The sequence below is a fragment of the Neobacillus sp. 114 genome (assembly GCF_030127045.1).
GTDB classification, from domain to species: Bacteria; Bacillota; Bacilli; order Bacillales; family Cytobacillaceae; genus Neobacillus; species Neobacillus rhizophilus.
This window is the reverse complement of the sequence record NZ_CP126144.1, coordinates 4,626,231-4,647,262: the sequence shown is the minus strand read 5'-3', so window position 1 is coordinate 4,647,262 and position 21,032 is coordinate 4,626,231. Positions and strand designations below refer to the sequence as shown.

The window sequence follows — 21,032 nt, the reverse complement described above, 5'->3', positions numbered from 1 at the left end:
TCATGAGATGGAAAGAACAATTATTAACTCTTACACCATATCAACCAGGGAAATCCATTGAATCAGTAAAAAGACAATATAATTTAGAGCAAATTATTAAGCTGGCTTCGAATGAAAATCCGTTTGGATGTTCACAAGCGGCTCTTTCTGCACTAAAAGAAAATTCGACAAGCCTTGCTATTTATCCTGATGGGTATGCCACAATTTTAAGAGAAAAGCTTGCTTCCTTCCTACAAGTGGGCGAGGATGAAATCATCCTTGGAAACGGTTCAGATAACCTTATCCAGATGATTTCAAGGGCGCTCCTGCATCCAGGTGCCAGCACGATCATGTCGACCCATACATTTTCCCAATATAAGCACAATGCTGTAATTGAAGGGGCTATCATTAAAGAGGTGCCAGACATTGATGGGGAGCATGATTTAGAGGGATTTTTGACGGCCATTGATGATCAAACCAATGTTATTTGGGTGTGCAGTCCGAACAATCCAACTGGTACATATATACCGGAAAGTAAACTGATTCCATTCCTAGATCAAGTTCCCGAACATATTCTTGTAGTACTTGATGAAGCCTACTATGAATATGTGGTGGCGGAAGATTACTATGATTCCATCAGTCTCGCGCGGAAGTATCCGAACTTGATTGTACTCAGGACATTTTCAAAAGTTTATGGCTTAGCGGCGGTCCGTGTCGGTTATGGTATTGCCAATAGCAGCATTATCAAAGCACTTGAGCCAGCCAGAGAACCATTTAACGTAAACTCATTAGGGCAGCTTGCCGCAGCTGAAGCTCTTTCCGACCAAGAGTTTGTCGAACAATGCAAACAGAAAAATAGACAGGGTCTTGCTCAATATTACGAATTTTGCGAGAACAACAGCCTGAAATTTTATCCGTCCCAAACGAATTTCGTTTTAATCGATTTTCAAGTAGAGGCGAATGAGGTATTTCAGTATTTGTTAGAACGAGGCTATATTGTCCGCTCCGGTAAAGCACTTGGTTTTCCAACAGCGGTAAGAATTACAGTAGGATCTCCTGAACAAAATGAAGGATTAATTAAGGTTCTAGAGCAATTCCTTTCAGAAAAATAAACAGCAGTGCCTAAGAAAATTGTCCAGCATATGGCGCCGATAGATAGGCGCCTTACGCTTTTTGTTTTAGGGGGAGTGATCCATTGAAAGGCCGGGTTTTTGTTATTGGATTAGGGTTAATCGGGGGCTCGCTGGCGCTTTGTATAAAAAAAGAGCATCCGGAATCGACCATTATAGGATTTGATATTAATAGAGAACAGGTCAGACTTGCCAAAATGCTGGGTGTCATTGATGAAACAGCGGAGAATATTCCCGATGGCTCACAGTATGCTGATTTAATCATCGTTTCCGCACCTGTAAATGATTCGAAAACGATACTTAAGGCTCTCTCCACATTACCATTAAAACCGGATGTCATTATTACTGATACGGGCAGCACAAAAAAGATAATCGTCGAAAATGCTGCTGATTTAAGGGACAAGGGAATCACCTTCATTGGTGGTCATCCGATGGCGGGGTCGCATAAAAGTGGTGTTTCAGCTGCGAAGGATATCTTGTTTGAAAATGCTTTTTATCTTTTAACCCCTGAAGAAGTGGCCGACACAGGTAAGGTAGATGAGCTTAAGGACTGGTTAAAAGGAACAAAAGCGAAGTTTTTGACGATAACACCTGATAACCATGATTATCTGACAGGCATTGTCAGTCACTTTCCGCATATCATTGCCGCATCCATTGTCCGCCAGACAGAGAAATTGTCTGAATCGGAATCCTTAATCCCCCGTCTTGCGGCAGGAGGTTTTAGAGACATTACCAGGATTGCCTCCAGCAGTCCAAATATGTGGAAGGATATTTTGCTTCACAATCGGGAAAATTTAATTGCTCTATTAAATCAGTGGCAGGAAGAAATGGAAGGGGTAAAGGAATTACTCCAAACAGGTAACGAAAAGGATATCTATCAATATTTCTATCAGGCTAAACAATATCGGGACAGCCTTCCGGCCAAAGAAAAGGGTGCAATCCCAGCCTTTTATGATTTATATGTTGATATTCCGGACGTTCCCGGGATTGTTTCTGAAGTGACCGGTTATTTGGCGAAGGAAAATATCAGTATCACAAATATTCGCATTCTCGAAACACGTGAGGATATTATCGGTGTCCTTGTCATTAGTTTTCAAACAGAAGGAGACAGGCAAAGAGCCGAGAAGTGCATTCTTACTTATACAAACTACTCCACCTCGAATGGGAGTTAAAAAGATTTAAATTAAAAGGTGATGACATGACTTCATTAAAGCTAGCAACAAATAATAAAAGTTTAACTGGAGAAATAACGATTCCAGGGGATAAATCAATCTCCCATCGTTCTGTCATGTTTGGTTCGATTGCCCACGGAGAAACGCGGGTCACGAATTTCTTACCAGGTGATGATTGCCTAAGCACCATTTCCTGTTTTCGTAATCTCGGGGTAACCATTGAAGAAAATGGCGGAGAACTCCGCATTTTAGGCAAGGGTTTCGAAGGCTTAACCGAACCTGACGAAGTTTTAGATGTCGGCAATTCCGGCACAACCATACGATTACTAATGGGAATATTAGCGGGCAGACCATTTTTCTCTACACTTGTGGGTGATGAGTCAATAGCGAAAAGACCTATGACCAGAGTAACAGGTCCATTATCGAAAATGGGTACGGCCATCGACGGTCGGAAAAATGGGGCATTTACTCCCATCTCCATAAGAGGTGGCAAATTAAATGCTATTCATTACGAACTTCCAGTAGCAAGTGCGCAGGTAAAATCAGCACTGATTCTCGCCGGTCTTCAGGCCGAAGGCGAAACGACGATTTTAGAACCGGCCAATACTCGTGATCATACCGAGAGAATGATTCGTAAGTTTGGCGGTAAGATTTCTAAAGAAGGTCTAACCATTAGGGTAGAAGGGGGACAAAGGCTGTCTGCAGCAAGTGTAAATGTGCCGGGAGATATATCTTCCGCTGCTTTTTTCCTAGTTGCCGGCGCTGTTGTGCCAAATAGTGAAATCGTTCTGAAAAACGTAGGTTTAAATCCGACCCGGACAGGGATCATTGAGGTTCTGAAAAACATGGGCGCTGAACTAGAGATTTTCCAGACGGAGGATGATTCTTTCGAGCCAGCGGGAGATCTTGTAATCAGAACATCAAGCTTGAACGGTACGGTAATCGAAGGCGAGTTAATTCCTAAATTAATCGACGAAATTCCCGTCATTGCTCTTCTTGCCACGCAGGCCGAAGGTAAAACAGTCATAAAGGATGCAGAGGAGTTAAAGGTAAAGGAAACGAACAGGATTGATACAGTTGTTCAGGAGCTTAAGAAACTTGGTGCTGACATCGAAGCTACAGAGGATGGGATGATTATTCACGGCAGAACCAAACTACATGGCGGAGTGGTGTCCAGTCATGGGGACCATCGAATCGGCATGATGCTTGCCATCGCTTCTCTCCTTTGTGAAGGTGAGGTCACCTTGGAAAACCCAGAAGCAATAGCCGTTTCCTACCCTAATTTCTTTACACATTTAGAAAGTCTAATTCACTAAAAAGCTGCCTTCCGGGGCAGTTTTTCCTTTTTAAGCCTCATGCCCTATCATACTTTTTCAAAAATCCGCATAGCTTGTCTTAAACAGATGAAAAGGGTGAGAGGATGGCGTATATCATTGAAAATGCCAATATCCTAAAAAGGAAAGAGCTGAAAACTTGCTCGTTATTCATACAAGACAACCGGATTGCTTCCATCCAATCAAATTTTAAGTACTACCGTCATATTAAAATGGACCTAGAGCCATATATCATGACCCCTTCATTTGTCCTGTTGAATTCAAACATTCCACTGAAAAACTCGTTTCAAGACATGAAAAAATGGATGATTGATTACTTTCTTACGAAGGGCTCCACTACCTTATTCACTTATGTACAGGCTTCCTTTGCAGAGGAAATACCCGATAAAATCAATGAACTGAAAGTTGCCCTTAGCAGCAGCCCAATTGATTATCTAATCGGGGTAAAAATACCAATGCGACTGATTACCCCCTCAATGATCCGCAAATGTAAAAAAGAAAAAGTGCCTGCTATTTTTGTTGATTTGGATAACCCTGATGAATTAGCGTCCGTACCATGGGGATGGATTAGAGAAGCGTTATTTCCCTACAATTGCCCGTTAATTCCAATTATTTCTTCAACAGAAAAGAAGGAAGCAAAGGCCGTTCTGTCGAAATGGTTAACTATAATGGAAAAGGAAAAAATACCGGCCCTATTAGAGGAATTAGAAGAAAACATACCGCTCTCAGCAACTGTTTTAAATAAGATTGGTTTATTTCCGCATAAAGGCAGCCTGATGAACGGGACAGAACTAAGCTATAATCTATATGAAAAGTCCAGGGAAATCATCAATGTTGATGAAGCTGCTTTATTTCATTATTATGGTGATAGACTAGCAATCACAGTACACAAGGGAAAAATCGTCCGTTCCGGGAAAGAGGTATTATTTAAACCAGGATATGGAGAATATGTAAACGTGCGAACACCATCGTTTTTTTCCTTGTAAGTAAACGGGAGAGGTATATGTCAATGGAGCGAATCAAAAAAATTATTACGATGTTAGAAAACGGCCAACATAAAGAGGCCTTAAATGAATATAATGTTGTACTACAAAGCGGCATGCCAGAAGAGAAATTTCTTCTTGGTGAAGAGTTATTCCAATATGGTTTTCTCGACGAAGCAAGGGCCTTGGTAGAGAATTTGTTAAACAGCTATCCTGAAGAAGGAGAACTGCTGATTCTTCTTGGTGAAATTCTGATTGAAGCAGGTGAAGAGGAAGAAGCCATTCTTGTTTTGGAAAGAGTTTCCGAACTTGATGTTCATTATGCGCAAAGCTTGCTGCTCATGGCTGACCTTTATCAGCTGCAAGGATTATATGAAGTTTGTGAAAACAAACTCTTAAAAGCAAAGGAAATCTTACCAAATGAAATCATCATTGATTTTGCACTAGGCGAGCTTTACAGTGAACAAGGGGAAGTAACAGCAGCATTAAATGCCTATGAAAAGGTTCTTAAGGAGACAACTGAAGTTGCCAGTGTTAACATTCATGCCCGAATGGCAGACCTGTTAAGTGCATCCGGCGTTTTTGAAGAAGCATTAGTTTATTACGACAAAGCGCTTGAAGAGAAATTAGAAATAAACACACTTTTTGGTTACGCTTTCACAGCCCTACAGGCAGGCTACAACCGGACAGCTATCGAAAAGTTTACAGAATTAAAAGAACTAGATCCGGAATATCATTCGCTTTACTTACTTCTTGGAAAGGCTTATGAGCGGGAGGAAGAGCTTGAAAATAGCTTCCGGATTGTTCAAGAGGGCATTAAACTTGACGAGTTTAATAAAGATTTATTTTTCTATGGTGGTCAAATTGCCGCCAAGCTAGGGAAACTTCCCGAGGCTGAACAATATTTGCGGGAAGCACTTGTTTTGGACCCCGGATTCACTCAGGCTGTAGTGGTGCTGAATAAGCTATTTTTACAGGAAGAGCGCTATGAGGATGTTTTACTTCTTCTGTCAGATCTTGGATTGACCGATGACGAAGAGCCTCAGCTTCTATGGGACTCAGCCCTTGCTTATCAAAAGTTGGAGTCATATTCAAAAGCATTAGACAAATATGAAAGTGCATATACTTTTTTTAAGAATAACGAAACTTTTTTACAGGATTATGGATATTTTCTAATGGAAGAAGGAAAAACCACCCCTGCCGCCGAAATTTTTAAACAACTGCTCGCATTTGATCCAACCAACAGCGAGTATCTGGATGTGCTTGAACGTCTTGACGAATTTGAAGAATAAATAAAACAAAAAAGATGAATATGCAGAGGAGGGAATACGACTATGGCAACCCCTGTTTCTGTCAACGAGAAGAAGGATTTTATACGCTGGTTTTTAAATCATTATCAATTAAAAAGAAGAGAATGTGTATGGATTCTAAATTATTTAATGAGTCACGATCAGCTTATGGAAAAAGTTCATTTTGTGGAGCAGGCCCAATATTGTCCGCGCGGCCTGATCATGTCGACTCATTGTGTGGATAAAGTGCCATTCCGCTTTTATAAAGAAAATGTGATGACCACAGATGCCGAAAAGTCCTTCCATGATATTCGCTTGAATCGCGATGAGGACATTTATATTCAATTAAATTTTCATGCTTCTAATCAAGCACACCAGTATGCAGCTGTTTTGGAGGAGAATCCATACGTTCCGAAACACCTCCAGGTAAATGAGAAGGATGGAATCGTAGCAGAGCAATTTTTGCAAAACAGTATCGAACGCTTTCAGCGGGAAAAACTCCTCCAATTAATAGATGAGGCCTTAGATAAACAAGACCGCCCCGCTTTTGAACGATTAACCAAACAACTAAATAAATTAAAATCATCCGAACCAAAAGGAAGCCTGCGCTAAGCAGACGTCAGAGGCTGTCGAGTTATTCTCGATAGCCATTTTATTTATCTAAATTACTATACTTAGATTGATTGACTCTCTGTTGATTGGAGCGGAGGGCATTGGGACTCCAGCGGGATATAGAGGTCACTGGAGACCCCGCAGGCGCTTTCAGCGCCGAGGAGGCTTCAGGACCTCCGCGGAAAGAGAGTGCCCGGAGCGGAAATCGACAGGCCCCTTTGCAGAAGTTTGCTATAAGCAGACTTTTTTTTTATCTAGCTGCAGGCCCTGGTCAAGGCGCTTCCGCTTTTTTTGTTATTTTAAACAAATTTTTTTATAAGTTTTATTTTCTTTTAAAGTTTTAGGAGATAATGATAATATAGGGGTAGCGATGAATAAAGGTTGGTGTAACATAGATGAAATGGATATCCCAAGAGGTTGAGACCTACTTAAATGCGAAGGAGTACGTCGATACCGCTGTTGTACCGTTATATTCGGTAGCCATTGGCGGGGAGATGAAAGAATCAGCAGAAGCAGCCGAATTTATTGGCCTGTTGACCACTCATCTTGAAAGACAATTTACAGGAAGAATTTTGTTGTTCCCGCCATTTACATATTTAAAAAATGATTCAGGCGAAAAAGTTTTAGGCGAATTAAAGAATTGGGAGGTGAACATACTAGAGGCTGAATTTAAACATGTATTTTATATTACCTCGGATATCGAATGGAGATCACGTGAAAACGAACTTGATGGTGCTGTTATCTGGGTTCCCTCGATACCTCTCGAACAGATGAATGATACGCAGAAATTAAAAATGATGGACAGCCAAGTAAAGCAGCTTTTAGCACTATTCACACAAAAGTGGCATCAAAAAGCGTAAAAACTATTCATAATCCTTATTTTAAAACAGTATTGATATTGACCTTACTCAGAAGTTGATATATCATTGTTATGTCCTAGTTTTATATGTGTTTAATTAAATGTCCGCTGGACTTACTTCGTGAATAGAGGGGGGATAATCATGAGTAAAGAGCGCGTTTCTAGACGTCAATTCTTAAGCTACACATTAACAGGTGTAGGCGGTTTCATGGCTGCCGGCATGTTAATGCCAATGGTAAGATTTGCAGTTGACCCAGTGTTAAAGGCCGAAGCTGGCGGTGATTTCATCGCAACTCCGAAAAAAGTGTCAGAACTTACTGACGAACCGGTTCGTGTAGACTTCACGTTCAAGCAGAAGGATGCCTGGTATGAGTCAGATGTAACCGAATCTGCGTGGGTTTACAAAGACGGAGATAAGATTATTGCACTGTCGCCAGTATGTAAACATTTGGGCTGTACCGTTAACTGGAATTCTGACAAGGAACATCCGGAACAATTCTTCTGTCCGTGCCATTACGGCCGTTATACGAAGGATGGTACCAACATTCCTGGTACACCACCACTTCACCCGCTAGATGTATATCCATACAAGGAAAAAGACGGTTTCCTATACTTAGGAAAAGCAAAACCACGGAAGGAGGCGTAATCATTGTTAAACAAAATTTACGATTGGGTAGATGAACGTTTAGATATTACGCCTATGTGGCGCGATATCGCAGACCATGAAGTGCCTGAGCATGTTAACCCTGCCCATCATTTTTCTGCGTTTGTCTATTGCTTTGGCGGTCTGACATTTTTCGTTACTGTAATTCAAATTCTTTCCGGTATGTTTTTAACCATGTATTATGTGCCGGACATCAAAAACGCATGGGAATCTGTTTTTTATCTGCAAAACCAAGTTGCATTCGGACAAATTGTCCGTGGAATGCACCACTGGGGAGCAAGCTTAGTATTAGTTATGATGTTTTTACATACGCTTCGAGTCTTTTTCCAAGGAGCCTATAAAAAACCTCGTGAATTAAACTGGATTGTCGGAGTACTGATTTTCTTTGTCATGCTTGGCTTAGGTTTTACAGGCTACCTTTTACCTTGGGATATGAAAGCACTGTTTGCAACGAAGGTAGGTTTGCAAATTGCTGAAGCGACGCCGTTTATCGGTTCCTATGTTAAAATTCTGTTATCCGGACATGAAACTATTGTCGGTGCGCAGACATTAACCCGTTTCTTTGCTATTCATGTATTCTTCCTGCCAGGAGTATTATTTGGGTTAATGGCAGCACACTTTGTCATGATTCGCAGACAAGGTATTTCTGGACCGCTATGATTCAAATTTTAATCTAAACTAGAAAGTTTTCATATTACGATGAAAAAGGAGGGGATTGCTCAATGCATCGCGGTAAAGGTATGAAGTTTGTCGGTGATTCACGCGTAGTTGCACCTGAATCAAGAAAACCGAAACTTCCTAAAGATTATTCAGAATACCCTGGCAAAACAGAAGCCTTCTGGCCTAACTTCCTTTTGAAAGAATGGATGATAGGTGCAGTTTTCCTTGTTGGCTTTTTATGTTTAACCGTTGCTCATCCGGCTCCACTTGAAAGGATTGCGGACCCGACGGATACAGGTTATATTCCATTACCAGACTGGTATTTCTTATTCTTGTACCAATTGTTAAAGTATACTTACGCATCCGGGCCATATACGGTTATTGGTGCAATGATTATCCCAGGACTTGCTTTTGGAGGATTATTATTGGCTCCATTCCTTGATAATGGACCTGAACGCCGTGCGAGTAAGCGTCCAATTGCAACAGGAGCTATGTTATTGGCATTGGCTGCGACTGTATTTTTAACTTGGCAATCTGTAGCTACACATGACTGGGCAGCTGCTGAGCGTCAAGGGAAAATCGTTGAAAAAGTCGATATTGATAAGACTGCAGAAGGATATCAAATCGCTAAAGATAACACATGTTTAACATGTCATGGTGAAAATCTTCAAGGCGGTGCCGGTGCACCAACCTTGATCGGTACAGGTTTAAAACCTGAAGAAATCGCCAAGATTGCAAAAGAGGGTAAAGGCGGCAAAATGCCTCCAGGTATCTTTAAAGGTGATGACGAACAGCTGAAAAAGCTATCTGAATTTATCTCTGGACTTGGCGCAAAATAATGCTGCACTATAAAAGCTGACGGGATTACGTCAGCTTTTTTGTATATTCTGCAACAAACTAAAAACGAATAATGGAAGGGGAGTCATTGTGCGCTGGATTTACCCTCTTATGGCCAATCGGTCGATTCTTAAATTGCTATTAATTGTTAATATAGCTGGGACAATCTATGGGTATTATTGGTATGGATGGCAGTTGGAGAATACCCCGGCTATATTTTTAATTTTTGTACCGGACAGTCCCACTGCAAGCCTCTTTTTTGTTTTTGTCCTTATTGCCTTTTTATTAAGAAAAAATTGGCCGCTGATGGAAGCACTGGCCATTGTCACACTTTTTAAATATGGAATTTGGGCTGTCGTGATGAATATCCTTGTTTTTGTTGTTCAAGGGGAATTGGATCCAGTCGGTTATATGTTGATTTTCTCTCATTTTGCCATGGCAGTCCAAGGGCTCTTATTCGCACCGTTTTATCGTCTCAAACTATGGCATTTAGTAGTGACTGCAATTTGGACACTGCATAATGATATCATCGATTATGTTTTCTTTATGCTGCCAAGCTATCAAATGCTTGACCGTTATATCCCGCAAATCGGCTACTTTACGTTTTGGCTGTCTATTCTTTCCATTGGAATTGCCTATTATCTTTGTATACGCCAAAAAAGTTTTAAACTTGAAATTAAATAATTCTCAGCTATAAATTATGGTCTAACCTTGTCCACCCTTTCATACATTTTATTAGTAACGAAAAGGGGGACAAGGTTAGTGAATATAAAGAAGTTCCTGTTATTAGCAATTATATGTTTACTAATGCCGATATCAGTATATGCGGAAGGACAATCCCCAATGGAGCGGCTTGATGACATTTCCGATGAAGCTCTTCAAATGGTCAAGTTTCATAGATATGATGACGCCAGGAAGTTGCTTGATTATTTTTCTGATCAGTTTAAAGGTGTTACAGTCACCGGACAGCCATTAACAATGGATGAGGTTCGAATCATTAACACTTCACATGACGAAGCAATGGAAGCAGCAGTAAGTCCAGATATGAAACATGAGGAGCGTATTAATAAGTTGACGAAATTCAGGCTGGTTATGGATGCGATTGCCACAAGTCATCAGCCCTTATGGACGGAGATGGAAGGTCCAATCATGACAGCGTTCCACCAAGCCAAGGAAGCAGCTGTGACCGGTAATTCTGCGAATTTCCATGCGAGTTTTAATACGTTTTTATCTCTCTATAACGTCATTTATCCAAGTATGAAAATTGATGTTCCTGTGGAAAATATACAAAGATTAGATGCACGTATCAAATTTATTGATGAATATCGCTCTCAAGTTTTAACTGATTCACAAGGCCGGGTAGAGCTAGATAAACTTGACACAGATCTGCAGAATTTATTTGCCAATATCGAGGATGATGAGGCCGATCCTTCCCTTTGGTGGGTGATCATTTCAACAGGGAGTATTATCATTGCGACATTATCTTATGTCGGCTGGAGGAAGTACCAAGGGGAAAAGGATGTTAGAAAAGACCGGTCCAGAGAGCATAAAGATTGACGCCTCTAATCCCTTTTACTAAAATGTAAATCATCAAAGAGCTCTCTTAGGAGGTTTCATCATGTATTTGCTATATTTTGCTTTCATCATTCTGATTCCTTTGTGGGCACAGTGGAAAGTAAAAAGTACATTTACAAAATATTCTAGAATTTCTGCCGCAACATATCGTAGAGGTGCAGAAGTGGCCCGAGAAATATTGAATGCCAACGGTTTGTATAATGTTGCCGTAGAAGAAGGCCGGGGATTTTTAAGCGATCATTATGACCCAAGCAGCAAAACTGTTCGTTTGTCACCAGAAAATTACCACGGACATTCCATTGCAGCGGCAGCAGTTGCGGCTCACGAATGCGGACATGCCATCCAAGATGCTCAAGGATATGCATTTTTGCGGTTTCGCCATGCCTTAGTTCCAGTTGCAAACCTTGGTTCAAATGCCTCGTGGATTCTTATCATGATCGGCATATTTGCCCATCTGTCAGGAATGCTGCTGTTAGGAATTATTTGTATGGCAGCGGCTGTACTTTTTCAAATTGTAACTCTTCCTGTTGAATTTAACGCCTCAAGCCGGGCCATGGACCAAATTGCCTCACTTAGATTGGTCGGCAGCGGAGAGGAAAGGGAGGCCCGCAAGGTTTTAAACGCGGCAGCCCTTACTTATGTAGCAGCGGCAGCAGTAGCCGTTCTGGAATTACTTAGATTAGTATTAATTTTTACTGGGATGAATCGAAGTGAAGATTAACCAGAAAAGACTGACTCGTTCCCGAGTCAGTCTTTTAGTCTGTTATCGGCATTTTATTCTCATCCAGCGTAAAGCCTTCCCCGTGGACATCATGGACGATAGAAATGGAGATAAATGCATACGGGTCGACTGAAGTAATCAGATTTTTTAAACGCATAATTTCATTCTTAGCGACCACACAATATAGGACGTCCCGTTCGTTTTTTGTATAGGAACCGAAACCTTTCAGAGCTGTAACACCGCGTTCCATCTCCTCCATAATTTTAGCGGAGATTTCTTCGTTTTTCTCGGAAATAATCATCGCGCCTCTTGCTGAGTAGGCACCTTCTTGAATAAAGTCTATTACCCTGGCCCCAACAAAAACGGCAACCAAGGTATACATCGCCTGTTTGTAATTCAAATAGGTGATTAAGGAGAGAGTGATGACACAGGCATCAAACAGAAACATCGTTTTGCCCATATTCCAGCCAAAGTATTTTTGGACGAGCCGGGCAATAATATCAACGCCACCAGTTGTGCCGCCATACCTGAAGATGATCCCTAATCCGATACCGGCAAAAACTCCAGCAAACAGGGCAGCAAGCGTTAAATCATGATTTAATGGCATGTTAATCGCGTTGCGCTGAATAATCCATAAAAAGACGGACACACTGACTGTTCCAATTAGGGTGTAAAAAAAGGCATTACGACCAAGCATCTTCCATCCTATAAAAAATAGCGGGATATTTAAAATCAAGTTGGTATACGACGGATCCCATTTCCAAAGGAAAAATAACAAAAGAGTGATCCCCGTAAACCCGCCTTCCGCCAGTTTGTTCTGCATATTAAAATGGACCAGTCCAAATGAAAATATCGCTGCGCCAAGCAGGATAAATAGTATATTTTTTATTTTAAGGCTAAATATCATATCCTTCCTCCTCATCCATATTTTTCTTCCATATGGCGGATTTAATTATATCGAATAATTTATTGTTGGGCAATCTGGCCAGCGAATTCCAATCATTCCGGTGAAAACATTTGTAAATCAGCCATAATTTAGCTAACATAAAATAGTGAGCAGGAGCATGCCTGCCTGACAAATAACAGCATCGTTTGGAGTGATAAGGTTTGGCTGATGGTAAGACAATGAAAGAACTTCAAGAAGAAGTTGATACATATATAAGTCAATTTAAAGAAGGATATTTTAGTCCTTTGGCAATGCTCGCAAGACTGACAGAGGAGCTAGGTGAACTGGCACGGGAAATCAACCATTATTACGGCGAGAAACCGAAGAAATCAACAGAAAGCGAGAAAGCTGTTGATGAGGAGCTTGGCGACCTTTTGTTTGTGTTAATTTGTCTTGCCAATTCCTTAAACATTGATTTGGAAAAAGCGCATGATTATGTGATGAACAAGTTTAATACACGGGATAAGGATCGTTGGACGAGAAAAAATCAGGAAAATATGGAGTGAGAAAAATGGAGCAGATTAATATAATGATTGCAGGTCCTAGAGGCCGAATGGGCAGTGAAGCAGTAAAGCTAGCGGCAGGAACCGAACACTTTAACCTAGTGGCTGTCCTTGACCATAAACATGACGGAATGATGCTTAGCGACATTGAAGGCTTTCAATCGATACATAATGTTCCCATTTATACCGATATTGAAAAGTGTCTACAAAATGTTCAGGCAGATGTACTAATTGACTTAACAACGCCAGAGTTTGGCATGTTGCACGCCAAAACGGCACTTAGCTATAATGTACGGCCTGTGGTAGGTACAACTGGTTTTTCAAAAGAAAATCTGGAAGAATTAGAGCGCCTTTGCAAGGAAAAGGAGCTAGGCTGTATTATCGCTCCAAATTTTGCAATAGGAGCAGTGTTAATGATGAAATTTTCGCAGCTTGCTGCAAAATATTTTCGTGATGTTGAAATTATTGAATTGCATCATGATAAAAAGCTAGATGCCCCGTCCGGTACAGCAGTTAAAACGGCTGAAATGATTTCGGCTGTCAGGGAAGCGAAAAAACAAGGTCATGCAAATGAAAAAGAAACTATAACAGGAGCACGCGGTGCTGAATTTGACGGGATGCATATCCATTCTGTCCGCTTGCCTGGGCTGATTGCCCATCAGCAGGTATTATTCGGTTCAGATGGACAAACCTTAACCATCCGCCATGATTCCTATAACCGTGAATCATTTATGTCCGGTGTAAAGGTCGCTGTTGAAACAGTTATGAAACATAACAGCTTTGTGTACGGGCTGGAAAATATTTTGGACTAAAAATAATCAAAGTTGGTGAAGGACATGCAAGGTAAATCACTGGATATTCTTGCATTTGGGGCCCATGCCGATGACGTCGAAATCGGCATGGCAGGTACAATTGCAAAATTAACAGCAGAAGGGTATCAGATCGGAATATGTGATTTAACGGATGCGAATCTTTCCTCTAACGGAAATGTGACACTAAGGAAAGCGGAAGCGGCTAAGGCTGCAGAGGTTTTAGGGGTTTCATACCGGATATCACTCGGGTTTCCTGATAGAGGGTTATATTTAAAGGATGAATACATAGGAAAGATAGCGGATATCATTCGTCAACATAAGCCGAAACTCGTGTTTGCTCCTTTTTTGGAAGATCGTCATCCGGATCATGGGAATTGTGCCCGTCTCGTTGAAGAGGCGGTTTTTTCGGCGGGAATAAAAAAATTTGAAACAGAATCTAGCGAGCCCCATCGGGTAAATAGATTGTATTTTTATATGATAAATGGCTTTCACAAGCCGGACTTTACTGTCGACATTTCCATGTCTATGGACAAAAAAATAGCGGCATTACAATCCTATAAAAGCCAGTTTGACCGGACAGATACAAGCTACGACACACCTCTTGTCAATGGTTATATTGAAACCGTTGAGGCAAGAGAAAGAATGTTTGGGAAACTGGTCAATGTTACATATGCGGAAGGCTTTAAAACAAAGGTTCCTATTCTATTGAACCGTGATTTGCTGGGAGATTAACGTATGAAAAAATTAAAAATTGGCATTACCTGTTATCCGACTGTCGGAGGTTCCGGGGTTGTCGCGACAGAATTGGGAAAACTCCTGGCGGAGAAGGGGCATGAGATTCATTTCATAACATCAAGCATCCCATTTCGGCTGAACAAAATCTATCACAACATCTATTATCATCAGGTAGAAGTAAATCAATATTCGGTTTTTCAATTTCCACCCTATGATATCGCTCTCGCCAGTAAGATGGCTGAAGTGGCCAATCGAGAGAAACTCGACCTGCTTCATGTCCATTATGCTATTCCGCATGCGGTTTGCGCTATTTTGGCAAAGCAAATGGCAGGAAGGGATATAAAAATAGTCACCACCCTGCACGGTACTGACATCACCGTGCTTGGGTATGATCCGTCCCTCACAGATGCAATAAAATTTGGCATTGAAAAGTCGGATGCGGTGACGGCTGTTTCAAGTGCATTGGTCCAGCAGACATATGAGGTCATCAATCCTGACAAGCAAATTGAAACAGTATATAACTTTATTGATGACCGAGTTTATCAAAAAACAGATTCCAATCATTTAAGAGCTGAATTTGGGATAAGGGAAGATGAAAAGGTCATTATCCATGTATCCAATTTTCGCGGCGTCAAACGCGTCCAGGATGTGGTTAAAACATTTGCCAATATCTCCGCTGTGATGCCGGCGAAATTGTTGCTAGTCGGGGATGGACCCGAAATGACCATCGTTTGTAAACTGGTCAGACAGCTTGGGTTAGAGGATCAAGTCATTTTCCTAGGAAAACAAGAAAACCTAGAAGAGTTATATTCCATCAGCGATTTGATGCTCCTATTGTCGGAAAAGGAAAGCTTCGGTCTTGTTGCCCTAGAGGCAATGGCCTGCGGAGTACCGGTGATTGGAACCAATGTAGGAGGCATCCCTGAGGTTATTGAGAACGGCAAAACGGGCTATACTTGTAACGTCGGTGATATTGGGGATATTTCTGATAAAGCAATTCGTCTATTGAATGATGGAGCTCTTCATCAGCAATTTTCACAGCAGTCAGAAGTAACAGTTAAAACGAAATTTAAAGCAGAGCAAATTGTCGAGCAATACGAAATGCTTTATTTTAAGCTGCTGAAATAAGGTGAGAAAAATATGAAAGAACCCTTTTTATCGGCTGTTCCAGTCATCAAAAGGCTTGAGTCCGCTGGATATGAAGCCTACTTTGTGGGCGGATCGGTTAGGGATTATTTACTTGGAAATAAAATTAGCGATGTCGACATTGCGACGTCAGCCACACCTGAAGAAGTGAAAGCGATTTTTCCTAAAACTGTTGATATCGGTATTCAACATGGAACGGTTCTTGTCCTGTTTAAAAACAATTCTTATGAAATTACCACCTTTCGGACCGAAGGAGAGTATCAGGATTTTCGGAGGCCTAAGGAGGTATCATTTATTCGCAATCTTAACGAAGATCTGATGCGAAGGGATTTTACCATGAATGCCATCGCTATGGATGCAAATGGCAGCATTATTGACCCTTTTGACGGCCAAACAGCCATTAAGGAAAGGGTTATTCGAACGGTGGGAAGCCCGGAGGAACGGTTTCGCGAAGACGCCCTAAGAATGATGAGAGCGGTACGCTTTGTCAGCCAGCTCTCTTTTCATATTGCAGGTGAAACATTACTAGCTTTAAAATTGGATGCGCACCTGCTCGATAAAATTGCTGTCGAGAGGAAGAGATCCGAGTTTGAAAAGCTGCTCTCTGGCGACAATCGAAAAAATGCTTTCAGGATTTTGCTTGAAACGCAGGTTTTTGAATATTTACCTGGGCTCAAGAAACGGGAATTGAAAATTGAAAAATTACTTTCTTATCCATTTGATTTCTTAAATAAGAAAGAAATGTGGGCATTGCTCCTTTATTGTTTAGAACTTGATCAACAAAATAGCGACGCTTTTCTTCGGAATTGGCGACTTCCTGTAAAGGAAATGAAAGAAATTCAGGACATCTTGCTATATGCCAAACAAAGACTCATAAAAGATTGGTCCCGTTACGATTTATATACGGCTGGCAGCGAGACAATTCAATCCGCAGAAAAGCTTTATCTTGTTTTAAAAGGCATAAATGATTATGACTCTGTAAAGTATTGGTTAAACACTTACGACAATCTGCCAATCAAGCAGCGATCTGAACTGGCTGTGACCGGAAGCGACATAATGGCTTGGTGGAAACAGGCAGGTGGCCCATGGCTGAAAGAGCTGCTTACTAGAATAGAACATGCAGTTTTGCAAAATGAAGTTGTAAACGAAAAAGAAAAGATAAAGGAGTGGCTGAAAGCGTGCAGTCAGAAACAAGAAAAAAACTGCTAGATTCCTTTACCAGCGCTGGTGAATCCTATTTATCAGGTCAATTCCTTGCTGAATTAATTGGCTGCTCGCGAACGGCAGTCTGGAAGCATATTGAGGAATTAAGAAAAGAAGGCTTTGAACTTGAGGCGGTTAGAAAAAAAGGCTATCGAATTATCAAAACACCCGAAAAAATTACTGCCGATGAAATTAGACTTGGCTTAACTACGGAGTTTATCGGAAAAAACATCCATTACGAAGAAACCGTGGAATCGACCCAAAAGATTGCCCACAGATTAGCTTCTGAAAATGTGCCTGAGGGAACAGTTGTAATAGCGGAGGAACAAATTTCCGGCAGGGGAAGAATGAATCGCCCGTGGCATTCACCAAAATATACAGGGATTTGGATGAGCCTCATCCTCCGTCCCAATATTCCATTGACAAAGGCGCCGCAGTTAACGCTTTTAACAGCCGTTGCTATTGTTCAGGCAATCGAAGAAGTGACTGGCCTTAATCCGGAAATAAAATGGCCAAATGATATTTTACTGAATGGGAAAAAAATAACCGGCATTCTGACTGAAATGCAGGCGGAGGCTGATCAGATTCATTCGATCATCATTGGGATGGGCTTGAACGTCAATCAGACGAAGGATGACTTTCCACCTGAATTGCAAAATATTGCAAGCTCCTTGTTGATTGAAAAAGGAGATGCGCTTTCACGGGCCAGCATCATAAGAAGTATTTTTACCCATTTTGAAAAATTATATTTGCTCTTCCTCGAAAAAGGTTTTTACCCAATTAAATTGCTATGGGAAGGCTATGCCATAAGTATTGGGAAAATGCTCAAAGCTAGAACTTTGACCGGTGTCATTGAAGGAAAAGCCCTCGGGATAACCGATGAAGGCGTTTTAAAGATTGAAGATGCATCCGGTGTGATTCACCATGTTTATTCCGCTGATATAGAACTATAGTCCTGTCATTTCATTCTGTACGGAATGGATGATATTTGCTATAATTTTTTTATGGGCAGTATCCTGAAGGAACTGCACCTTGGAAGTCTATAAAACTAAAAGGTATCTGCCTAGATCCGTCAAACGGACCGGGACAGAGGGATGGAACAAGAAGTAAGTAACCAAAATCCTTCTGCCTTCAGAAGGATTTTTTTTATTTAGCTTCTCATTTGTTTTATCACCTCTCCCCTAATTTAAGGAGGGAATAAGGATGAAGCAAACGACAGATTTTCTGAAGATGAAAGAAAAGAACGAAAAAATTGTGATGTTAACGGCTTATGATTATCCTTCAGCAAAGCAGGCGGAACAGGGCGGCGTAGATATGATTCTCGTCGGTGATTCTCTCGGAATGGTGGTTCTTGGTTATGATTCTACTATTCCTGTCACATTGAATGACATGATCCATCATGCAAAGGCTGTCAAGCGCGGGGCTAAAGAAACATTCATAGTTGTGGACATGCCATTTTTAACCTACCATTTATCGGTCAGGGATACATTAGTTAACGCAGGCAGATTGATTCAGGAAACCGGAGCACATGCTGTTAAGCTTGAAGGGGCAGATGAAGTCACCGAACATATTGCTGCCCTGACGCGAGCGGGAATTCCAGTGTGTGCCCATCTTGGCTTAACACCGCAGTCAGTCGGTGTATTAGGCGGCTACAAGGTTCAAGGCAAAGATGCAGATGCAGCAAAACAGTTAATCGAAGACGCTAAAAAATGCGAAGAAGCAGGAGCATTCGCGCTTGTCTTGGAATGTGTTCCTAAGCAGTTGGCGGAGCAAGTAACAAAATCCTTGTCTATTCCGGTAATTGGCATCGGTGCAGGAATTGATGTCGATGGCCAGGTGCTTGTCTATCATGATATTCTTGGCTACGGTGTTGAACGGGTTCCTAAATTCGTCAAACAGTACCATTCTGTAAGTCCATTTATGATTGAATCAATCCAAGCGTATGCCCAGGATGTGAAAAACAAACAGTTCCCTGAAGATAAGCACAGCTACACCATGAAGGAAGAGCAACTGCTCGTTTTATACGGAGGTAAAGAATGAAGGTTATTACAACCATAAAAGAGATGCAGACTGAAATTAAACAACAAAAAAGTGAGGGTAAATCGATCGGCTTTGTCCCAACGATGGGATATCTTCACGAAGGGCATCTCACTCTTATAAAGCAGGCTCGACAGGAAAATGATATTGTGGTCTTAAGTATCTTTGTCAATCCATTGCAATTTGGACCAACAGAGGACTTTTCAACATATCCTCGCGATTTTGAGCGAGACCGGGCGCTGGCAGAATGTGAACATGTCGACTACATTTTCTACCCAACAGTCAACGAAATGTATCCAACTGAACCTTCGGTGAAAGTCATTGTCCAGGCTCGGACCGATGTGTTATGCGGGAAATCGCGCCCTGGTCATTTTGATGGCGTTGCTACAGTTGTGTCTAAGCTTTTCCATATTGTCATGCCGACAAGGGCTTATTTTGGCAAAAAAGACGCGCAACAGGTGGCGGTCATTGAAGGATTGGTTTCTGACCTCAATTTTCCACTAGACGTGGTGGCGGTGGAAATTGTCCGCGAAGAAGACGGGTTGGCCAAAAGCTCTCGCAATGTCAATTTGCTGCCCGAAGAAAGAGAGCAGGCAGTTGTTTTGTATAAAAGCCTGCAGGAAGCAAAAAAAGCAATTGATCAAGGCGAACAGAACCCTCACAGTTTAATCATTTTAATGAAAGAAATGATTACGAGCAATTCGTCTGGGGTAGTCGACTATGCGGAGATTTATTCCTATCCACAGTTAAAACCACTGGAAAAATTAGAGGGTAGGATAATCATTGCGCTTGCTGTAAAATTTACAAAGGTTCGTTTAATTGATAATCTCATTCTGGATATAGAGTAGACACTTGAATAGAGGAGGAACCACATTTTATGTTTCGCCACATGATGAACGGAAAAATACATCGTGCAACAGTCACAGAAGCGAATTTAAACTATGTTGGCAGTATTACAATAGATGAAGATTTATTAGATGCAGTTGGCATGGTGCCGAACGAAAAGGTGCAAATTGTCAATAACAATAACGGAGCTCGTCTTGAAACCTATATCATTCCTGGTGAAAGAGGGTCTGGTGTGGTCTGCTTAAATGGGGCAGCTGCCCGTCTTGTACAGCCTGGAGATATTGTGATCATCATCTCCTATGCTCTTGTACCAGAAGAAAAAGTCCCTTACCATAAACCAAAAGTAGCGATTATGGACGAATTTAACCAAATAAAAGAACTTATTCATGCCGAACCAGCCCATACAATTATGTAAAAAACGTCCCCCTTTATTTGGGGGATCAGATTGTCGAGAAAGAGTACCTTTCTCGGCTATTTTTTTATCATTCTAATTACATCTTTTTTTGAGTTGACTCTGCTAAAGGGCCTGTTGATTTCCGCTCCGGGCACTCGCTTTCCGCGGGGAGGTCCTGGAGCCTCCTCGGCGCTTTAGCGCCTGCGGGGTCTCCAGTGACCTCTATATCCCGCAGGAGTCGAGTGCCCTCCGCTCCAATCAACAGGGAGGCAAAAAAATCTAAAGTATTGTAACACACATTATCGAACCTAGATAAGTGTGTTACAATTTTTTTGATATTTTGGGAGGTTGTAGTAAGGAGAGAAGCTGCACTCTTACATTATTCAATCCCCGTAACCGGTACTTATTTTTATTTGAGATGAAGGTCTTTATTGATTACACCTGTTGATTGGCGCGGAAGGCGCGGAGACTCCTGCGGGAGTACGGGGCAGGGGAGACCCCGCAGGAGCGATAGCTCAGAGGAGGCTCCCCGGCACGCCCGCGGAAAGCGAAGCGCCTGGAGCGCCAATCAACAGACTTGTTGAAAAGCCTATAT

23 protein-coding genes are annotated in these 21,032 nt (G+C 41.6%); 22 read left to right on the top strand and 1 reads right to left on the bottom strand.

The annotated features are described in order from the left end of the window. The first annotated feature begins 2 nt into the window (after window positions 1–2). The 13 genes from hisC (at window position 3) to QNN06_RS22610 (ending at window position 11,815) form a co-directional block, all read left to right on the top strand. Window positions 3–1,091, top strand: coding sequence for a histidinol-phosphate transaminase (hisC, locus tag QNN06_RS22670; protein WP_284035992.1), 1,089 nt, complete (start codon window positions 3–5; stop codon window positions 1,089–1,091). A gap of 83 nt (window positions 1,092–1,174) precedes the next feature. Then, entirely contained in the window at window positions 1,175–2,281 is a 1,107-nt protein-coding gene (locus QNN06_RS22665; protein ID WP_284035991.1) for a prephenate dehydrogenase, read from the top strand. Between the two features lie 26 nt (window positions 2,282–2,307). Next, window positions 2,308–3,597 (top strand): 3-phosphoshikimate 1-carboxyvinyltransferase, encoded by a 1,290-nt coding sequence (aroA, locus tag QNN06_RS22660; RefSeq protein ID WP_284035990.1) that lies wholly within the window; start codon window positions 2,308–2,310, stop codon window positions 3,595–3,597. A gap of 104 nt (window positions 3,598–3,701) precedes the next feature. Beyond that, complete coding sequence (locus QNN06_RS22655) at window positions 3,702–4,601, top strand: hypothetical protein (protein ID WP_284035989.1); 900 nt, start codon at window positions 3,702–3,704, stop codon at window positions 4,599–4,601. A gap of 23 nt (window positions 4,602–4,624) precedes the next feature. Continuing rightward, window positions 4,625–5,890 (top strand): tetratricopeptide repeat protein, encoded by a 1,266-nt coding sequence (locus tag QNN06_RS22650; protein WP_284035988.1) that lies wholly within the window; start codon window positions 4,625–4,627, stop codon window positions 5,888–5,890. Between the two features lie 42 nt (window positions 5,891–5,932). Then, complete coding sequence (locus tag QNN06_RS22645; RefSeq protein WP_213120371.1) at window positions 5,933–6,499, top strand: ReoY family proteolytic degradation factor; 567 nt, start codon at window positions 5,933–5,935, stop codon at window positions 6,497–6,499. Between the two features lie 395 nt (window positions 6,500–6,894). Continuing rightward, window positions 6,895–7,359, top strand: a complete 465-nt coding sequence (locus QNN06_RS22640; protein WP_284035987.1) for a YpiF family protein — start codon at window positions 6,895–6,897, stop codon at window positions 7,357–7,359. A gap of 141 nt (window positions 7,360–7,500) precedes the next feature. Then, window positions 7,501–8,004, top strand: coding sequence for a QcrA and Rieske domain-containing protein (locus QNN06_RS22635; protein ID WP_213120373.1), 504 nt, complete (start codon window positions 7,501–7,503; stop codon window positions 8,002–8,004). Window positions 8,005–8,007: 3 nt separating this feature from the next. Further along, window positions 8,008–8,682 carry a menaquinol-cytochrome c reductase cytochrome b subunit gene (gene qcrB / locus QNN06_RS22630; protein WP_213120374.1) on the top strand — a complete coding sequence of 225 codons (675 nt, stop codon included), beginning with the start codon at window positions 8,008–8,010 and terminating at the stop codon, window positions 8,680–8,682. Window positions 8,683–8,744: 62 nt separating this feature from the next. Further along, complete coding sequence (locus QNN06_RS22625; protein ID WP_284035986.1) at window positions 8,745–9,521, top strand: menaquinol-cytochrome c reductase cytochrome b/c subunit; 777 nt, start codon at window positions 8,745–8,747, stop codon at window positions 9,519–9,521. A gap of 88 nt (window positions 9,522–9,609) precedes the next feature. Further along, complete coding sequence (lhaT, locus tag QNN06_RS22620) at window positions 9,610–10,203, top strand: lipoprotein heptaprenylglyceryl N-acetyltransferase LhaT (protein WP_284035985.1); 594 nt, start codon at window positions 9,610–9,612, stop codon at window positions 10,201–10,203. 78 nt (window positions 10,204–10,281) lie between these two features. Beyond that, a complete protein-coding gene (ypjB, locus tag QNN06_RS22615; RefSeq protein WP_284035984.1) occupies window positions 10,282–11,076 on the top strand; it encodes a sporulation protein YpjB in 795 nt (264 codons plus the stop codon). Window positions 11,077–11,137: 61 nt separating this feature from the next. Further along, complete coding sequence (locus QNN06_RS22610) at window positions 11,138–11,815, top strand: zinc metallopeptidase (protein ID WP_284035983.1); 678 nt, start codon at window positions 11,138–11,140, stop codon at window positions 11,813–11,815. A gap of 34 nt (window positions 11,816–11,849) precedes the next feature. Here the strand turns inward: QNN06_RS22610 and QNN06_RS22605 are convergent, their stop codons facing one another. Next, on the bottom strand, window positions 11,850–12,722 hold the full coding sequence (locus tag QNN06_RS22605) for a YitT family protein (RefSeq protein ID WP_213120378.1): 873 nt from the start codon (window positions 12,720–12,722) through the stop codon (window positions 11,850–11,852). A gap of 218 nt (window positions 12,723–12,940) precedes the next feature. Here QNN06_RS22605 and QNN06_RS22600 point away from each other — a divergent pair, with 218 nt between their 5' ends. The 9 genes from QNN06_RS22600 to panD all read left to right on the top strand — a co-directional run bounded on the left by QNN06_RS22600 (window position 12,941) and on the right by panD (window position 20,458). Further along, window positions 12,941–13,267: a nucleotide pyrophosphohydrolase gene (locus tag QNN06_RS22600; protein ID WP_213120667.1), complete on the top strand. Its 327-nt coding sequence runs from the start codon at window positions 12,941–12,943 to the stop codon at window positions 13,265–13,267. A 5-nt stretch (window positions 13,268–13,272) separates the two neighbouring features. Further along, entirely contained in the window at window positions 13,273–14,076 is an 804-nt protein-coding gene (dapB, locus tag QNN06_RS22595) for a 4-hydroxy-tetrahydrodipicolinate reductase (protein WP_213120379.1), read from the top strand. Between the two features lie 24 nt (window positions 14,077–14,100). Next, on the top strand, window positions 14,101–14,808 hold the full coding sequence (bshB1, locus tag QNN06_RS22590; protein ID WP_284035982.1) for a bacillithiol biosynthesis deacetylase BshB1: 708 nt from the start codon (window positions 14,101–14,103) through the stop codon (window positions 14,806–14,808). 3 nt (window positions 14,809–14,811) lie between these two features. Beyond that, window positions 14,812–15,939, top strand: a complete 1,128-nt coding sequence (bshA, locus tag QNN06_RS22585; protein WP_217033526.1) for an N-acetyl-alpha-D-glucosaminyl L-malate synthase BshA — start codon at window positions 14,812–14,814, stop codon at window positions 15,937–15,939. 12 nt (window positions 15,940–15,951) lie between these two features. Beyond that, the gene (locus tag QNN06_RS22580) at window positions 15,952–17,166 is read left to right on the top strand and encodes a CCA tRNA nucleotidyltransferase (RefSeq protein WP_284035981.1); all 1,215 of its coding nucleotides are present in this window, start codon (window positions 15,952–15,954) and stop codon (window positions 17,164–17,166) included. Further along, window positions 17,136–18,113, top strand: a complete 978-nt coding sequence (locus QNN06_RS22575; protein WP_284035980.1) for a biotin--[acetyl-CoA-carboxylase] ligase — start codon at window positions 17,136–17,138, stop codon at window positions 18,111–18,113. The genes QNN06_RS22580 and QNN06_RS22575 overlap by 31 nt, the downstream gene beginning before the upstream one ends. A 250-nt stretch (window positions 18,114–18,363) precedes the next feature. Then, window positions 18,364–19,200 carry a 3-methyl-2-oxobutanoate hydroxymethyltransferase gene (gene panB, locus QNN06_RS22570; RefSeq protein WP_213120384.1) on the top strand — a complete coding sequence of 279 codons (837 nt, stop codon included), beginning with the start codon at window positions 18,364–18,366 and terminating at the stop codon, window positions 19,198–19,200. After that, window positions 19,197–20,045 carry a pantoate--beta-alanine ligase gene (gene panC / locus QNN06_RS22565; protein ID WP_213120385.1) on the top strand — a complete coding sequence of 283 codons (849 nt, stop codon included), beginning with the start codon at window positions 19,197–19,199 and terminating at the stop codon, window positions 20,043–20,045. Before panB ends, panC begins: the two co-directional genes overlap by 4 nt. Window positions 20,046–20,074: 29 nt before the next feature. Next, window positions 20,075–20,458 carry an aspartate 1-decarboxylase gene (panD, locus tag QNN06_RS22560; RefSeq protein WP_213120386.1) on the top strand — a complete coding sequence of 128 codons (384 nt, stop codon included), beginning with the start codon at window positions 20,075–20,077 and terminating at the stop codon, window positions 20,456–20,458. The last annotated feature ends 574 nt before the right edge of the window (window positions 20,459–21,032 follow it).

Excerpts from the sequence above, each read along its gene's own strand:
- hisC (WP_284035992.1), top strand. The coding sequence starts at position 3 with ATGAGATGGAAAGAACAATTATTAACTCTTACACCATATCAACCAGGG.
- aroA (WP_284035990.1), top strand. The coding sequence starts at position 2,308 with ATGACTTCATTAAAGCTAGCAACAAATAATAAAAGTTTAACTGGAGAA.
- QNN06_RS22655 (WP_284035989.1), top strand. The coding sequence starts at position 3,702 with ATGGCGTATATCATTGAAAATGCCAATATCCTAAAAAGGAAAGAGCTG.
- QNN06_RS22650 (WP_284035988.1), top strand. The coding sequence starts at position 4,625 with ATGGAGCGAATCAAAAAAATTATTACGATGTTAGAAAACGGCCAACAT.
- QNN06_RS22645 (WP_213120371.1), top strand. The coding sequence starts at position 5,933 with ATGGCAACCCCTGTTTCTGTCAACGAGAAGAAGGATTTTATACGCTGG.
- QNN06_RS22640 (WP_284035987.1), top strand. The coding sequence starts at position 6,895 with ATGAAATGGATATCCCAAGAGGTTGAGACCTACTTAAATGCGAAGGAG.
- QNN06_RS22635 (WP_213120373.1), top strand. The coding sequence starts at position 7,501 with ATGAGTAAAGAGCGCGTTTCTAGACGTCAATTCTTAAGCTACACATTA.
- QNN06_RS22625 (WP_284035986.1), top strand. The coding sequence starts at position 8,745 with ATGCATCGCGGTAAAGGTATGAAGTTTGTCGGTGATTCACGCGTAGTT.
- QNN06_RS22610 (WP_284035983.1), top strand. The coding sequence starts at position 11,138 with ATGTATTTGCTATATTTTGCTTTCATCATTCTGATTCCTTTGTGGGCA.
- QNN06_RS22605 (WP_213120378.1), bottom strand. The coding sequence starts at position 12,722 with ATGATATTTAGCCTTAAAATAAAAAATATACTATTTATCCTGCTTGGC.
- QNN06_RS22600 (WP_213120667.1), top strand. The coding sequence starts at position 12,941 with ATGAAAGAACTTCAAGAAGAAGTTGATACATATATAAGTCAATTTAAA.
- dapB (WP_213120379.1), top strand. The coding sequence starts at position 13,273 with ATGGAGCAGATTAATATAATGATTGCAGGTCCTAGAGGCCGAATGGGC.
- bshB1 (WP_284035982.1), top strand. The coding sequence starts at position 14,101 with ATGCAAGGTAAATCACTGGATATTCTTGCATTTGGGGCCCATGCCGAT.
- bshA (WP_217033526.1), top strand. The coding sequence starts at position 14,812 with ATGAAAAAATTAAAAATTGGCATTACCTGTTATCCGACTGTCGGAGGT.
- QNN06_RS22580 (WP_284035981.1), top strand. The coding sequence starts at position 15,952 with ATGAAAGAACCCTTTTTATCGGCTGTTCCAGTCATCAAAAGGCTTGAG.
- panB (WP_213120384.1), top strand. The coding sequence starts at position 18,364 with ATGAAGCAAACGACAGATTTTCTGAAGATGAAAGAAAAGAACGAAAAA.
- panC (WP_213120385.1), top strand. The coding sequence starts at position 19,197 with ATGAAGGTTATTACAACCATAAAAGAGATGCAGACTGAAATTAAACAA.
- panD (WP_213120386.1), top strand. The coding sequence starts at position 20,075 with ATGTTTCGCCACATGATGAACGGAAAAATACATCGTGCAACAGTCACA.